This is a genomic window from Candidatus Frackibacter sp. WG13 (assembly GCF_900114655.1).
GTDB lineage: Bacteria > Bacillota > Halanaerobiia > Halobacteroidales > Acetohalobiaceae > Frackibacter.
Genome location: NZ_FOTT01000002.1, coordinates 105584 through 122129 on the forward strand (window position 1 = coordinate 105584; position 16546 = coordinate 122129).

The 16546-nt window shown below is 34.4% G+C and carries 14 protein-coding genes; all 14 read left to right on the forward strand.

Going from position 1 to position 16546, the window contains the following annotated elements:
* Positions 1-2: 2 nt before the first annotated feature.
* Complete coding sequence (locus BM077_RS02075) at positions 3-407, forward strand: F0F1 ATP synthase subunit epsilon (RefSeq protein ID WP_089747830.1); 405 nt, start codon at positions 3-5, stop codon at positions 405-407.
* Positions 408-553: 146 nt separating this feature from the next.
* On the forward strand, positions 554-1144 hold the full coding sequence (locus BM077_RS02080) for a YueI family protein (protein WP_089747828.1): 591 nt from the start codon (positions 554-556) through the stop codon (positions 1142-1144).
* 160 nt (positions 1145-1304) lie between these two features.
* Positions 1305-2552, forward strand: coding sequence for a UDP-N-acetylglucosamine 1-carboxyvinyltransferase (locus BM077_RS02085; RefSeq protein ID WP_089747826.1), 1248 nt, complete (start codon positions 1305-1307; stop codon positions 2550-2552).
* A 152-nt stretch (positions 2553-2704) separates the two neighbouring features.
* Complete coding sequence (spoIID, locus tag BM077_RS02090; RefSeq protein ID WP_255361529.1) at positions 2705-3607, forward strand: stage II sporulation protein D; 903 nt, start codon at positions 2705-2707, stop codon at positions 3605-3607.
* A gap of 75 nt (positions 3608-3682) precedes the next feature.
* Entirely contained in the window at positions 3683-4501 is an 819-nt protein-coding gene (locus tag BM077_RS02095; RefSeq protein ID WP_089747823.1) for a M23 family metallopeptidase, read from the forward strand.
* A gap of 221 nt (positions 4502-4722) precedes the next feature.
* A complete protein-coding gene (gene spoIIID / locus BM077_RS02100) occupies positions 4723-4983 on the forward strand; it encodes a sporulation transcriptional regulator SpoIIID (RefSeq protein WP_089747821.1) in 261 nt (86 codons plus the stop codon).
* Positions 4984-5130: 147 nt separating this feature from the next.
* Positions 5131-5868, forward strand: a complete 738-nt coding sequence (flgF, locus tag BM077_RS02105) for a flagellar basal-body rod protein FlgF (protein ID WP_089747819.1) — start codon at positions 5131-5133, stop codon at positions 5866-5868.
* Between the two features lie 147 nt (positions 5869-6015).
* On the forward strand, positions 6016-6801 hold the full coding sequence (flgG, locus tag BM077_RS02110) for a flagellar basal-body rod protein FlgG (protein ID WP_089747816.1): 786 nt from the start codon (positions 6016-6018) through the stop codon (positions 6799-6801).
* A 34-nt stretch (positions 6802-6835) separates the two neighbouring features.
* The gene (gene flgA, locus BM077_RS02115) at positions 6836-7813 is read left to right on the forward strand and encodes a flagellar basal body P-ring formation chaperone FlgA (protein WP_176941594.1); all 978 of its coding nucleotides are present in this window, start codon (positions 6836-6838) and stop codon (positions 7811-7813) included.
* 17 nt (positions 7814-7830) lie between these two features.
* On the forward strand, positions 7831-8421 hold the full coding sequence (locus BM077_RS02120; RefSeq protein ID WP_089747811.1) for a flagellar basal body L-ring protein FlgH: 591 nt from the start codon (positions 7831-7833) through the stop codon (positions 8419-8421).
* Positions 8422-8436: 15 nt separating this feature from the next.
* A complete protein-coding gene (locus tag BM077_RS02125; RefSeq protein WP_089747809.1) occupies positions 8437-9591 on the forward strand; it encodes a flagellar basal body P-ring protein FlgI in 1155 nt (384 codons plus the stop codon).
* 19 nt (positions 9592-9610) lie between these two features.
* Positions 9611-9991: a rod-binding protein gene (locus tag BM077_RS02130; RefSeq protein WP_089747807.1), complete on the forward strand. Its 381-nt coding sequence runs from the start codon at positions 9611-9613 to the stop codon at positions 9989-9991.
* 206 nt (positions 9992-10197) lie between these two features.
* On the forward strand, positions 10198-12039 hold the full coding sequence (locus BM077_RS02135; RefSeq protein ID WP_089747805.1) for a SpoIVB peptidase S55 domain-containing protein: 1842 nt from the start codon (positions 10198-10200) through the stop codon (positions 12037-12039).
* A 170-nt stretch (positions 12040-12209) separates the two neighbouring features.
* Positions 12210-16523: a translocation/assembly module TamB domain-containing protein gene (locus BM077_RS02140; RefSeq protein ID WP_090095112.1), complete on the forward strand. Its 4314-nt coding sequence runs from the start codon at positions 12210-12212 to the stop codon at positions 16521-16523.
* Positions 16524-16546 lie beyond the last annotated feature (23 nt).

Here is a 16546-nt window from a genome sequence, read left to right on the forward strand (position 1 = left end):
TAATGGCTAAAACTATCCAGCTTGACGTCGTAACTCCGGAGCGGGTTCTTTATAGTGAAGACGTCGATATGGTGATAGTTCCTGCTATAGATGGGGACTTAGGTGTCCTACCTAAACACGCTCCTTTAATTACAGGATTACAAGTTGGTTCAATAAGAATTAAAAATAATGGAGAAGAGTTAGAGATATCTACTAGTGGTGGTTTCGTTGAAGTGAAGCCAGACCAGGTAAATATCTTAGCTGATGCAGCAGAATTTCCTAGCGAAATTGATGTTGAACGAGCTAAACAAGCTAAAGAGAGAGCTAAGAAACGCTTGCAGCAAGGGGGGCCTAGTATTAATGAGGCCAGAGCTGAGGCAGCTTTAGAAAGAGCGATAAATAGAATTAAGGTAGCTAAAGGGGAGTAAGAGAGTATCTCTTACTCTTCTTTTTTTATCGCATAGGAAATTATACTTGATTTTAAATTACGGGTAACTTTGTTCTTGATTATGGTTGATGTTTAATCATGAAATTCGCTTAATTAGGAATAATATATCCTAGGGAGGAGATATTATTGTGTTCTAAGCAGAGGGATGTAGAAAGAGAGGCTACAATTAATCAGAATAAAAGTGAGTTAGAGCAGGTAGTTTCAGCAGGAGTTCATGGAGAGCCGGAGCTTAGAAAAGGAGAGAAGAGAAGATATTTAGGTGAGTTTAAAGAGAGGGTTATTAAATCTTTAACTTTTGAGCAGATTGCGGAACCAGGTGTTTATCCTGAAATTTTAGAAGCAATTAAGAATTCGGAAGCAAAAAAATTAATTATTCATCGTAAGGCTAATTTAGAAGCGGCTAAGAAGTATATTGAATTAGCACGTGAAAATGAACTTTCGTTTAAAAAATTAGATTCGCCAGAGCTTAAAGGAGATATTGGGTTAGTAGTAGTTAGTGACCACGCGGTTAATAGTGATCAAATTAAAGTAATAGATAAAGAGAAGAAATTTAAAGAATTAGGATTACCTGTTGAATTATTAGAGAGCATTGGTGACAAAATATGTAAAGATTGTTATGAAAAGATTACTGAAAAAGCCCCAGAGGAATTAATTAATTTTAAGAAGATAGACTGGTGGGAGGGATTATTTAACAACTCTTGTGCTTGTAAGCACTAAATTATTAATCATTTATCATTTTTAAGCAGGATATTTTATTATTATCACGAAGCTAAATAAAGGAGTAGTATTTAATTAGCTAACTAACGCTATACACATATATATAATTTAAATATAATTAAATTTTAAATAAGAATTACTAACAGGAGGCAATGAATTGATGAAGAAATTAGTAGTTCAAGGAACTGAACGATTACAAGGAAAGATTAATGTTAGTGGTGCTAAGAATGCAGCTTTGCCGATTATTGCTGCTTCTTTATTAGCCAAAGGAGATAGTGTACTTAAGGGAATTCCTGACTTAAGAGATGTAAATAACTTAGTTGATATCTTAAATGACTTAGGAGCGGAAGCTAGTTTTGCTAATAATATGATTCAGGTTCAGGCTGATTCGGTCAATAAGTATCAGACGGATGATGACCTAGCTAGGAAGCTGAGAGCTTCTTACTATACTTTAGGTGCGTTATTAGGAAGATATGGTGAAGCATGTACTGTATTACCTGGAGGTTGTGAGATTGGGAATCGACCTATTGACCTTCACTTAAAAGGGTTTTCCGCTTTAGGGGCAGACGTTGAGTTAGACCATGGGCTAGTAAAATTAAAAGCAGATAGGTTGACAGGGGCTAAGATATATCTTGATTACCCTAGTGTAGGAGCAACGATGAATATAATGTTAGCGGCGGTTCTAGCTGAAGGGCAGACAGTTATTGAGAATGTTGCTCGTGAACCAGAGATTATAGATTTAGCAAACTATCTTAATGTTATGGGCGCTAAGGTTAAGGGAGCTGGAACTGATATAATTAAGATTGAAGGTGTTAAAGAATTAATAGGTACTGACTATACAATTATTCCAGATCGGATTGAGGTTGGTACTTACATGATGGCAACAGCTGCAATTAGTGGTGAAGTAATAATAGAGAATGTCTTAGTAGAACATGTGCGTTCTTTAATTTCAAAATTGAAAGAGATGGGTATTGAAATAATTGAGGATGTTAATCGTGTTAAAGTAAAAGCTGATAAAGGATTATCTGGTGTGGATATTAAGACTATGCCTTATCCTGGCTTTCCAACCGATATGCAGTCGCAGTTTATGGTTCTATTAACTCAGGCTAGCGGTGAAAATGTAGTAATTGAGACTGTCTTCGAAAATCGGTTTGGACATGTTGATGAATTAAGAAGAATGGGAGCGCAAATAAAAGTCGATGGTAGAAGTGCAGTAGTTGCAAAGGCTTCTTTAGAAGGGACTCAGGTTGAAGCAACTGATTTAAGAGCAGGAGCAGCATTAATTATTGCTGGTCTAGCCGCTGAAGGAGAGACTGAGATTTATAATGTTTATCATATAGAGCGTGGTTATGAGGATGTTACTGAAAAATTAAGAGGAATCGGTGCTAAGATAGAGTTGAAGAGTTAATGTAACATTTTTATTTTTAAATCATAATATATATTAATGACCATCATCCATTATGGATGATGGTTTTTTGTATATACCTTCTTTGCATAGCATAAGGTTTAATAAGGCCTAGTTAGGAGGGAATTAAAATAAAGAAAGTAATAATTGCTATTTTGATCTTTAATTTAATAACTCTACTGGGGATTCCGACAGTTTTAATTAAAGGCTTGTCAGAACTAAGGAATAATAAACAGATTACTGTTAAAGTTAAAATATCGGAAGACCAGGTGCTTAATTTAAGTTTAGAAGAGTACCTGAAAGGAGTAGTAGCTGCAGAGATGCCTGCTAGTTTTAATTTAGAGGCACTTAAGGCACAAGCAGTAGCAGCAAGAACTTATGCTTTGAGAAGAGTGCAAGGAAGTGGTAGTCGAGTAATTAGAATTTCTGCTGATAGTAATATAGACCAAGCTTGGCTATCAAAATCAGAACTTTTGCAAAAATGGGGAAGTTTAAAGTATTGGCTTAAGATTAGCAAAGCAGTTGAAGAGACATCAGGAGTCTTCTTAACTTATGATGGACAAATAATTTTAGCAGCTTATCATTCTGCTAGTGGTGCGAGGACAGCGATGGCTAAGAATGTTTGGGGGAAGAATGTTCCGTATTTACAGGTTGTCAGTAGTCCTTATGAAGATAGCTCGCCTTATAATCACTATGAGATGAAGTATACTTTAGATGAATTTGCAGATAAGATAGGTTTAAAGTCGTGGGAAGAACGGAATAATTTAAAGAATAAGATTCAAATCATATCCCGAAGTAGGAGTGGAAGAGTTTTAAGTATTAGGATTGCTGATGAAATTTTAACTGGACGAGAGGTAAGAGATAGATTAAACTTAAAATCTACTAATTTTACTTATCAAATTAGTAATGATTATATTAAATTTATTACTAAAGGAAATGGTCATGGAGTAGGAATGAGTCAATACGGGGCTAATGGAATGGCAAGAGCAGGTTATGATTATTTAGAAATTCTCAAACATTATTATCCAGGTGCCAAGGTTAAAAGATTAGCTGATTAATAAAAAATAGAATTCAAGTAAATAAGTGTATATTTATCACACCTCTGGATATAATAGATTATGGAGGTGGGGTAAATGTCTAAAGATGATAAAAAATTCCCTTTTTTCATTAAAACTGATAAAGAAGATATTAAATTAAAGTTAAAAGAGAATATGCAGGATTTAGCAGATAAATTTTCATGGCAAAGATTTCTAACTAAGACCATAACTAATAAGAAATTTCTTATTTCAATGCTATTTATAATTATAGTTGGAGGTTTATATTTAGGCAACGTTTATGATTCAGGTTCTGATTCTACTTATCAAGAGAAGATTACTATTAACGAAACTATTCCTGCTCAAAATAATGCAGAGAAAGAACTAGAAGTTGAAAGAAATTCGACAAGTTTAGAAGGATCTAAAGTACAGACGGGAAGCGAAGTAACACAGAACAAAGCAGTTCAAAAGGTAACTGAAGAGGCAACTGAAAAAAGTCAGGAGGCAGTACAGCAAGCAAGTCCTCGACCACAATTTAATTTACCAATTAAAGGCACAGAAGTTAAACGACAATACGGATGGAGCAAGCATCCAGTCTTAGAAGATTGGCGTTATCATGAAGGTGTTGACTTTGCTGCTTCACCAACTACTCCAATCAGGGCAGTTGCTGCGGGTAAGGTAGAGGAGATAAAAGAAGATGATTATCTAGGGTTTGTCTTAATTTTAGAACATAATAATGGTTTTCAAAGTGTTTATGGACATGCTAGCAAGTATTATTTAGAAGAGGGTCAACAAGTGAAAGCAGGACAAGCTATCGGCGAAGTAGGAGATTCAGGTCTAGTTTTAGAGCCTACATTACATTTTGAGTTATGGAAAGGGAAAGAGCGACTGAATCCTAATGAATATTTAGATTTATAGATTAGTTGTAGTATAAATTATGTCTTAATTATGCTTGCAATCTAATGATTAAATTTGCTTAATTAACGAGTTAATCTTATAGAGCGATATATTCTGAGATTATATCTGAGGATATATCGTTTTTTGTATTACCAACTTCTTCTAGCCAAAAAACATATTTTGTTTATTATTGCATATATATTTAGCAAGGAGTAACAAGTAGGGGCTAGGAGGGACAGTTAATGAAAGATTATATTTATCAAAGAGTTTTAGAAGTGAGTGACTATATATATGAAACGAAGGCTACGGTTAGACAGGCTGCTAAGGTCTTTGGGGTGAGTAAGAGTACGATTCATAAAGATATTACTGAAAGGCTGAGTAAGATAGATGGACAGTTGGCTGATAGAGTTAAAGAGGTTTTAGAGTATAATAAGGCGGAGAGACATATTCGTGGTGGTGAGGCTACTAAAAGGAAGTATATGTCCGAGAATGATGCCGATTAGCGTGCTTTTTTTCACTTTTTAAACAGGAGTTTGGGTTTATATGTCGAATATATTGAATAAGTAAGGTGAAAAAAATTATAGAAAAAGATATAATGAGGAGGAATATCTAATTACTAAGTAGTAATAATTAACAAGTGAGGTGAAGCTATGTTAAGAGGGATGTATACTGCTGCTTCAGGAATGAATGCTGCTTTAAAACGTACTAATACAATTACTAACAATTTAGCTAATGCTAATACCACCGGTTATAAGAAAGATGAAGCAGTTAATAAGTCGTTTTCTGAAATGTTATTAAGACGCTTACCAGATGGGAAAGTGATTGGTGAAACAGGACAAGGTGTTAAAGTAGATGAAACTAGTACTGATTTTAGTGAAGGCGGACTACATAAGACAGATAATCCTTTAGATTGGGCAATTACTGGTGAAGGGTTCTTTACAGTTCAAACTCCTCAAGGAATTAGATACACTAGAAATGGTAATTTCACATTGAATCAGAATGGACAAGTAGTGACTCAGAATGGCAATTTAGTTTTAGGACAGGCGGGGCCATTAGAGGCTTTAGGTGAAGATGTACAATTGGATAATAGTAATAATTTAGTAGTTGATGGGCAGATTATTGACCAAATTCGGATAGTAACTTTTGCTCAAAATGATGGATTAGTTAAAGAAGGGAATAGCTTATATCGTGCTACTCCGGATGTAGGCAATCAGTTTATTGCTACTGGTGATATTGAGCAAGGCTATTTAGAATCAGCAAACGTTAATGTTGTTGAATCGATGACTAATATGATTGAGGCTACACGCCATTATGAGGCAAATCAGAGGATAGTAAAGACTTATGATAAGAGTTTAGAAAAGACAGTTAATTCTGTAGGTAGAGCTTAAAGAAGATAGATTTAAAGACTTAAGTTAAGGCTGGACTTTTAAAAAGAGGCCGAGAATCGTGGACTGAATGAAGCGATTCAGGATTAGGAAATGATTAAGAGAATAATAGAGGCATAGAGAGTGCATAAATAGGAGGTCATAATTGATATGATTAGATCATTATGGACGGCAGCAACCGGAATGAAGGCGCAACAGTTAAATATTGACACTATTTCCAATAATTTAGCGAACGTTAATACTAGTGGTTTTAAGAAGAGTCGGGTTAACTTTCAGGATTTGATGTATCAATCTTTACGAGCGGCAGGAACACCTAATAACCAAGGTTCACAGGTGCCAACAGGAATAGAGGTAGGGCATGGTGTAAGACCAGCAGCTACTCAGAAGCTCTTTTCACAAGGTAGCTTTAAAAAGACTGGAAACCCTTTAGATGTTGCTATTGAAGGCGATGGTTTCTTCCAAGTAATAAGACCAGATGGACGGATTGCATATACTCGTGATGGGTCATTAAAAAGAGATAATAATGGTCGTATAGTAACGTCGGATGGCTATCCGATTCAACCAGAAATCACTATTCCTGAAGATTCAGTTAAAGTGACGGTAACTGCTGAAGGAAACGTATTAGCTAAGCAAGCTAACGGTCAATTAGAAGAGCTTGGTCAGATTGAATTGGCACGTTTTTCGAATGCAGCAGGTTTAAAGAGCATTGGACGTAATCTATTTGTTCAAACCCCAGCTTCTGGCGAACCGATCGCAGGAGTACCGGCCGAAGATGGTTTTGGAACTTTAGCGCAAGGCTATTTAGAGATGTCAAATGTAAAAGTAGTAGAAGAGATGGTTAATATGATTGCAGCACAACGGGCTTATGAAATTAATTCTAAAGCAATTAAGGCTTCTGACCAAATGTTACAACAGGCTAATAACTTAAAAAGATAAAGTGAGTTGATCAATAATGAGGAAGTGGAGGCAGTTGCCATTAAATAGAGTGAAGGTAATGGGCCTGATTTTAGTCTTTGTATTGGTATGTAGTTCGGTGGCTGTAGGCAAGACCGAAGCAAAAGTTGAAATTGATTATAGAGTGAAGGCTAAGGGACGGAGTTTGCAGCTAGGTGATATAGCAACTATTAAAGGGAATAAACAGTTTAAACAAAGGTTAGCTACTATTAATTTAGGACAAGCTCCTCTTCCGGGTTATACTAGTGTCTTAAAACGAGAGTATATTCTTGCTTTGATACAGAACGCTGGTTTTAATCTTAGAGAAATTGATTATAAGATTCCTAAGCAGATTAGAGTTACTACTCCTTATCAACTTCTAGATAAAGAAGAGTTAGTTACAAAGGTTAGGGAGTATATACAGCAAAATTTAGACTTACCTCTTGAAGATGTTGAGGTTAAAGTTGGACGGCTTAATGGTCAGATTAAGGTGCCGACCGGTAAAGTTGATTTGAGAATAGGTCAGCTTTATAGTCGTGATTTGATCGGAAGCAGTATGATTCCGGTTGAAGTCTATGTTGATGGTAGACTGACCAAAAAAGAGTATATACAGGTTCAAGTTACAGCCTACGAGGAGGTACTAGTAGCAAAGGATTTAATTAAACGACATCAATCTATATCTAAAGCAGATTTCAAATTAGAGAGAATAGATATTTCTACTCTTTATGGATATGAACCATTTATTGATTTCGATTCTATCAAGAATTATAGAACTGAAAGAACAATTAATCCAGGGCAGGTATTAACTAGAAATTTATTAGAGATCCCTCCTTTAGTCAAACGAAGGAGACAGGTAAAGATTATCGCTGAAGTAGGTCAAGTTAAGGTTAGTACTAAAGGGATTGCTCTTGAGTCAGGTGTAAAAGGACAGATTATTAAAGTTGAGAATATGAGTAGCGGGCAGGAATTAATGGCTAAGGTATTAGCAAAGAATACCGTGAAGGTGATCTTATAAATTTTGAGGTGGAAAATATGAAAACTTTTTTGCAAAGAGGTTTGGTAGTAAGTTTGATATTATTATGTAGCTTGGTATTAGTTACTAATCCGTTATTCGCTACTTCGTTATATTCAGATGAAAATTCAATTTATACTGAAGCTAAAGCACGTGAAGTTGGTGATATCTTGACAGTCATTATTCGTGAACAATCAACAGCAACACAACAGGCAAATACTGATACAGCACAGAGTAATAATTTACAAGTAGGTCCTGGTGGTGGGCTATTAGACTTTATTAAGTTGATTCAGATGGATCAACAAGATAGTTCATCAGCTAGCGGAAGTACTACTCGAAGTGGCAATTTAAGTGCTCAGATGACGGTACAAGTTGAGAAAGTCTTGCCTAATGGAAACTTAAAGATCCATGGGACTAAAGAGATTACTATCAATAATGAAACCCAGAAGATTGAATTGTCAGGCATAGTAAGACCTGAAGATATCAGTGTACAGAATATAATCGATTCGACTAAGATAGCTAACGGCAGGATTAATTACAAAGGCAACGGAGCAATTGGTGATAAGCAACGGCCAGGTCTATTGACTAGACTATTAAATTGGATCTTTTAAAGAGGTGTACTTAATATGAAAGTTAATAAGAAGATAATTATAGTACTTATGGTTTTAATCTTAAATTCTATCTTTGCTCTGCCGGTTATTGCTAAAGGACAGCAATCGTTTCAAGACCCTTTAGTAAGGGTTAAAGATATTACTAGGATTCAAGGAGTAAGGATTAATCAACTGATAGGTTATGGGTTAGTAGTCGGTTTAAATGGTAGCGGCGATAGTAGTTCTGCACTAACAGCAAGGACTAAGGCCAATATGTTAAGAAGGTTCGGGATTGATCTAAGTCCTTCGCAAGCTCAGTCTGAAAATGTAGCCGCAGTGATGGTTACCGCTGAATTGCCTCCTTATAGTAGAAGTGGTGACCGAATAAACGTAACTGTTGCTTCGATTGGTGATGCAGATAGCCTGCAAGGGGGCACCTTGTTGATGACTCCTTTAACGGGACCTAATCAGCAAGAAGTCTATGCTATGGCACAAGGACCGCTTTCTATCGGCGGTTTTAATGCTAGTCAAGGCGGGAACTCTATTCGGAGGAATCATACTACGGTAGGTATGATTCCTAATGGTGCAATTATTGAAAAGAATGTTACGACAGATTTTAGTAGTGATGAAGGAGTAACTCTAATATTAGATAATCCTAATTTCATGACTGCTCAGAGGATTGCCAGTTCAATCAATCAACGGTATGGTTATAACTCTGCTGGTCATAACTTTGCGCAAGCAATAGACCCTGGAAGAGTAGAAGTCTCTATACCTAGTTATTATCAGGATAACCAAGTTAGTTTCGTAGCGCAATTAAATAGTTTACTTGTGAGACCTGATACAGAAGCTAAAGTAGTTATTAATGAAAGAACGGGGACTATAGTTATGGGACATAATGTACGGATTTCTACTGTTTCAGTAGCCCACGGTAACTTAACAGTTACTATTTCGTCACAAGAGAATATTTCACAACCACCACCGTTATCTGGTGGTGAGACTGCTAAAGAGAAAGAGACTAAAATTAAGGCTAAGGAAGAGAAGGATAGTTTATTAGTCATTCCTAAAGGTTCTAGTATTGCTGATGTTGTTAAGGCTTTAAACGGGGTAGGAGCTACTCCTCGTGATACTATAGCTATCTTACAGGCTATTAAAGAAGCAGGAGCATTGCATGCTAAGCTAGAAATTATGTAAAGTAGGCAGGTGATTTAAAATGAAGATTGCTAGTAATCAGCATTTAAATCTATTACAGGCTGAAGGTCAGATTCAGAAGGATAAACAACAGGTAAGTGAGTTTAAGGAGTTAGTCAATAACTTACAAGAGTCAAGTGCAGGTTTAGATAAAGTTACAGATTCTGATAAAGTCCAGGAAGCAAAGTTAAAAGAAGTAACCCAAAAATTTTCACAACTCTTCGTTAATTTGATGTTAAAAGAGATGCGCAAAACGGTTCCAAAGTCTAGTTATTTAGATGGAGGGTTACAAGAGGATATATTTAGAGAGCGGTTAGACCGCGAGTATGTTAAGGGAATTTCTAATTCAGGCCAACTAGATTTAGCGAAAAAACTTTATGAACAGTTAAGTAGAAAGAAATAATCAGATTTCGAGCATAATTAATATAGAAATTTTGGGTGTCAGCGATTAATTATGTAAGATTCTTAACGTGCAACCGCTTCAAGTAAGTTAGAAGATTATGTGTAATAGTTTGGAATAATTGATTTAGGGAATTAGTAATAATAATAGTGTGTAATAGTAGTATTTAAGGAAAGTGAAATGGTTTGTTAGGAAGGGAAGGGATTTAGTTGCGGAGAAGGTCGTTTTTCTTATTAGGTTTATTGATGTGCTTATTGATTATTACTTCAATAATGGTTAACGGACCAATATTGGCTAAAGAACAGGCTAATCAGCGTCAGATTATGCCGATCGAAGAAGTACAGAAAGGAATGGCTGGTATCGGTAAGACCGTGGTATCAGGTACGGAAGTTGAAGAGTTTAAAGTTAAAGTACTAGGAGTTTTAAAGAATAAAGGGATAAAGCGAGGTTTAATCCTTGTTAGAGTTAGCGGTGATTTAATTGAAGAGACTGGTGGAATAGCAGCAGGTATGAGCGGTAGTCCGGTATATATTAATAATAAGTTAATTGGTGCTATTGGTTATGGATGGCAGATGACTGACCACAAGGTAGGGTTAGTTACTCCTATTCAAGATATGCTTGATATTTGGAAGTTAGACCAAATAAGTAAGAAAGAAATAGCATATCTATCTGATCCATCAAAGCCGATTAAGGTAGCGGATAATAAAGTGGCTTATCCAGTTCAGGCGCCGTTATTGGTTAATGGTTTAGATGGGCAGGCGCTAAATTATCTAACAGATGAATTAGCTAGCTACAATTTAAAACCGATTAAGACCGGTGGTGTAATGCGGTCGAAAGAAAAAACTAGTAATAAATTAGTGCCTGGTAGTGCGATTGCAGTTCAATTAGTTAGAGGAGATATTGATGTTTCAGCTATTGGAACTTTAACGTATAAAGAAGGAAATCGTATTTTAGGATTTGGTCATCGTTTTATGGCGGCAGGAGATAGTAATTATTTCTTATCTTCAGCATATATTCATCAAATGATTAAGAATTTAGAGATGCCTTTTAAATTAGGAACGCCATCAGATTTAAAAGGTATCATTACCCAAGACCGTTCAGCAGGTATAGGTGGAAAGGTAGGAACTTTTCCTAAAGTAGTGCCTTTAAAAGTGACAGTCAATGATAAGGATTTAAATCGGACTCGAGAGATTACTGTTCAATTAATTAGGAACGAAGATTTAATTGGGTCTTTAGCAGGTTCAGTTGTATATCAGGCCATTAACCAAACTATTGACCGACGCGGTGGAGGAACTGCTCAAGTAAAGATGGAGATTATGGTTAATAATTTAGAAGAAAATATTATTCAACGAAAGAATATCTTTTATAGTAAGCAAGATGTAGCTTCGGTAGCACTAAATGACTTCTTACATGGTCTGACATTAATTAGCCAGAATCCTTTTCAAAAGCTTAATCTAGTCAACATTAATTTAGATATTAGTGTTAAAGAAGAACCACAGGTTGCTCTAATAGAGGAAGTTAACTTTTTACAGAAGAAAGTAAAACCAGGTGAAAAAGTTGATTTTGAAGTTAAGTTACGACCATATCGTGCGGAGCCTATAATCAAAAAGTATAGTTTTAAGATGCCAGAGGATATAGAATCTGGTGTGGCGAACATAACTTTAATTGGTGGGAGAGAAGCTAACTTTACGGCCCAACAAGAGGTAGAACCACAAGCGACCGAATATGGTTATGGTAAGAATGAGAACTTTAAAAATTTAGAAGAAGTAATAGACTCGTTTAAAGAACAGAAGATTAATAGTGATTTAGTAATCAAAATTATGCCGAATTATAAAGGGGAGGCAATTCCGGTTAATGGCGAAGGAGTACCACCAAAATCACAGCAGGATAGCCGGAACCATGCGAATGCACAGAAGAAAGGAAATCAAGAACAAGAAGTTAATCCGGAGTATGAAGAGTCTTTTGCAACTGATTATATTTTAGAAGGCAGTATAGATACAGAAATAGAGATTAAAGCTAAAGAAGATAACCAGAGTCAAAGTAAAACTTAAAAGAGATATAAAAACAAGTCCGGTTCGGGCTTGTTTTTTAATGATTCAATAGTTACTTACTAGTATAAATGTAAATAAATAACTGAAAAGAAGTGTTGCATATTTTGATGAGATATAATATTATAAGAGTAGTTTGAAGAAATCATGAGATTAAAACTGGAGGCTATAGAATGATACCAGTAGCCAAGAAATCTAAGTTCATAATACCTTTCTTTCTGTTAATTTTAATTATAGGCATCATTTTTTTCACTCTATCATCTGCTTGGGAAGAAGTTTCTAAAGGGATTAAGAGTGAGCTACTCTTAAAGATTGAGGAAAGATATGGTCAGCAGGTCAAATTAAAAGAGATTAAAATTGCAGGTTTGAATAAACTAATATTCAAAGAATTTAAATTAAATGAAGAAGATAATTATAATTTATCGATTGATAAGATTGAATTTTCTTATGATTTATTAGATTTAGTATTACAACGAACTGATATAATTAATAGCATTAGAAGGATTGAAGTAGTAAGTCCAAGGATTAAAGTTGATGGGATAAAGAACTACCAAGAAGATACTAAGGAAGGAGTAAGCTTAACTTCTCTTTCATTACCAAATGATTTAAAGATAGACCTATCTATTAATAATGGTATTTTAGTTAGTGAGATTACTGATAAAATCAAGACTGTTAATGATATTAATGGAGAATTGCAACTTAATCAAGGTAGATTACAGGGAAATTTACGAGCAGAGATTCCTGGTATTAAGAAGAATCAGATTAATATTGTTATGCATACTAACTTGAAAAGCTTTAATCTAGGTATTAACTTAAATGAATTTAATATAAATCTTCTGTCTAACAAGTTACAGAAATATTTACAAAGAACAGAAATCGAAGTAACCAAAGGCATTATTAATGGAAAGATTAATTTAGCAGGAGATTTAACGTCTGGTTTCAAATCGGACCTTAATTATGAGGCAAAATTAAGGTTACAACAAGGGGAATTTAAACTTAATAGATTTGCTGATGAAATTCAGGTTAAAGATAGTGAAATAATTATTAAGCCAGGAGTTATTTCCATTAAGAAGTTAGTAACTAATATTGGTAATTCTCAATTCAGATTAAATGGAGTGGTTAAGGATTGGCACGAACCTGAATTATACTTAAATTATGATAGCTCACAATTAGCTTTAAGTATATTGGAGCCTTGGTTGCCATCTGGATTAAATTTAAAAGGACAAGCAACTATTAATGGTGAATTAAGGGGGCCTATAAATAATCCGACAATAAAGACGGAGTTTATACTATCTAGTGGAAAAATCAACTCATATCAAGTTAAAGATATGCAATTTAAATTGAGTTATAAAGACGCTTTGATTAATATTAATGATTTAAAGGCTAAATTAGCTGAAGGGATGATTAATGGTCAAGGGACTATCAGTTGGGCTAAGTCTAATCAGGCTTTATATACGGCTTCGTTAGATTTAAAAGGAGTTAATCTAAAAGAATTAGAAGCTAATAAATTAAATTTAACTGGAAAATTAAACGGTAATCTAATAATTAGTGGTCAGAATGCTCTTGCTGATTTAAATCTTTTTGGCAGTGCGCAGATAAAAGACGGTAATTGGAAAGGTTATAAATTTAACGGTTTAAATAGTAATTTTTGGTTTAATGATCAACAATTAGTCTTCAGCGATTTAATTATGGAGACTAAAGATAGTAAATGGCAAGCTAGTGGCATGATCGATACTGATAAAAATTTAGATTTAGATATTTTAGCCGAGGATGTTACTCTCGCAAATTTACCAGGGTTACATAATTATCAGACCCTGCAGGGAGTAGCTAATTTACAAGGAAAGTTAAAAGGAAATTTAGACTCTCCTAAGTTTTCAGGAGATATTAAAATAGATAATTTAAGTTATAGAGGTAGAAGATTAAAAGAAGTAACAGGAGAAGTTAATTATAATGCAAAGACTATCGAGTTAAAAAATGTTATCTTAAAACATCAAGATTCAAAATATGAGTTAGAAGGAGATATAAGATTAGCAAATAAACCAGAATTTAACCTTGATTTAAGTACTAAGGGAGGAACTTCTAAAAGTTTATATAAATTAATTACTAATCAAAGGCTTATTGGAATTAATAGTAAATTAAATGGTAAGGTGAAGATAAGTGGGCAGTCTACTAATATCAAGGCAGAAGGACGTTTAGGGTTATTAGAAGGGCAGGTAAGAGATTTTGATTTAGAGTCTGGCTATTTGAAATTTATTTGGCAAGATAATGAATTACAGATAAAGCAGTTTGAACTAAATAGTTTTGAAACAGAAGTAACAGGATATGGAAAGATAAAGCAGAATGGTAATTTGAATTTTAAGCTAGTAGGTAAAGAGATAGATTTAGCCAAAGTAAATCTTCCTTATGAACAATTAAGGGATATAAGAGGCATGTTAGATTTCATGGGTCAACTTAAAGGCTCTGTTTCTAAACCTGAGTTAGTTGGAAGAATCAATTTGGAGCAGGTAGTAATAGTTGGACATGAATTCCAAAGTGTTGAAGGGAATATTGCGTATGATCAAAGTATAGTAAGCTTAAAGGAATTGAGAATCAATGAAGAGATGACAGAGTATGAATTAAATGGTGAGGTTGATATAGGTGAAAAAGAATTTTCTAACCTTAATATTAGGATGTTTGATGGAAGAGTAAAGGAATTAACAGAGTTTTTACCATTAAAGAATGCATATGAAATCCCTCATAACTTCTTTGGTACAGTAGAGATTGATGGTAAATTTATTGCTCCCCAAATTAAAGGACGTATTCTGTTAGAAGATATGGACCAAGACGGATACTTAATTATTAATGGGGACTATGATTTTAATACAGGAGCAGATTTACATTTGGATGCTAATAGGTTTTCTTTGGCTCCTTTTAATAAGTTTATTCCAATAGAAACGCAATTATTAGGAAGTCTACAGGCACAAGCAGATTTAAAAGGGAAATTAAGTAGTTTAAGGATTAATTCAGATATTAAGATTAAAGATGGTTATATTGGAAAGCAACATTATGATTCATTAAGAGGAAGTTGGGTTTTAGAAGAAGGTAGTCAAATAAAGTTGACTAAACCACTGAAACTTTCACTTAATGAAGAGAATTTAGTAATTATTAATGGTTATTTTCCTCTGTTATCTAAAAGTGCCCCGCTTTATATTGATGCTGACTTGAAGCAAGGTGATTTAAGTATATTATCATCTTGGTTAGAGGGGTATAGAGTAGTTAAGGGGCGAAGCAATTTATCGTTGACTGTCTTTGGAAGTAGAGAAGAGCCATACTTTACTGGTCAATTAGAAGTAGCGGCTGAGGAATTAAATGCAGCTAATCTATCAGCAAAAATTAATGATTTAAAAGGAAATTTAGATATTGAAGGGCAAAGTATAAATATTAGGCGATTGAATGGTCATTATGGAGGAGGTAGATTTAGGACTAGAGGAAAGATTGCACTTAATGATTGGAACTTTGGTAAGCTTAATATAAATTTTGATGGTAATGATATCCCTATTTCTCACGGCTCATGGCAAGGGGAGAATGATGCCAACTTGACAGTGACCGGAACTTTACAGCAACCATTAATAAGTGGTAATATATTAGCTCATGATACTAAGATATTAATACCATTTAAGTGGCCAACTGGTTCAGCAAGTTCTGATCCATTTATTAGACCTAAATTCGACCTAAGAATTACGCCTAATGAAGATGTGAAGGTTTATAATGATAATATAGATATTTTGGTTGAAGAAGGTGAATTACAACTAGTTACGACTGAAAACGGTTTAGAGTTAAATGGTAAGTTAAGGTCTAAGACAGGTAACTTTAACTATTATAATACAGATTTTGAATTACAATCAGGAGTAGCTAATTTTGATAACTACAAACGTTATATCCCAGAACTTAATTTAGTAGCTAAGACAGAAATAGTTAATTTGACTCAACAACAGAACGATAATTCTAATGAATTAACTAAAACTGACGAGGTTCAAATTACGCTGAAGTTAAATGGTCCTGCCAACCAGATGAATATTAATTTTGAATCTGATCCACCTTTAAGTCAAAAAGAGATCATTAATCTATTAGCTAGTCGAGGAGGCTTAGGCAGTCTTTTAAATGGGAATTATGAAGAGATAATTCAAGATGAGCTATGGAGAATGATTGAGACTGGAATTAGAGTTGAGTTATTCTCAAATATTGAAGAAACTTTAGAAGCTAAATGGAGCCTTGATGAGTTTAAGATTTATTCAGGCTTAGGAGATAATTGGAAGTTTAGAATGGGCAAATATTTAACAGATGAACTATTTGTTAAGTATAATCACGTCTTTAATGAAGAGGAAGAACGTTCAATTGGCTTTGAGTATCAGATGATCGACGGATTAAAGGATATTATTTTGGATGGCTCTATAAATAATCAGAATGAATATCAATTAGAGTTAGAAGCTAATTTTCCGTTTAATTAATTTTTGAATTAGAATAATAAGGA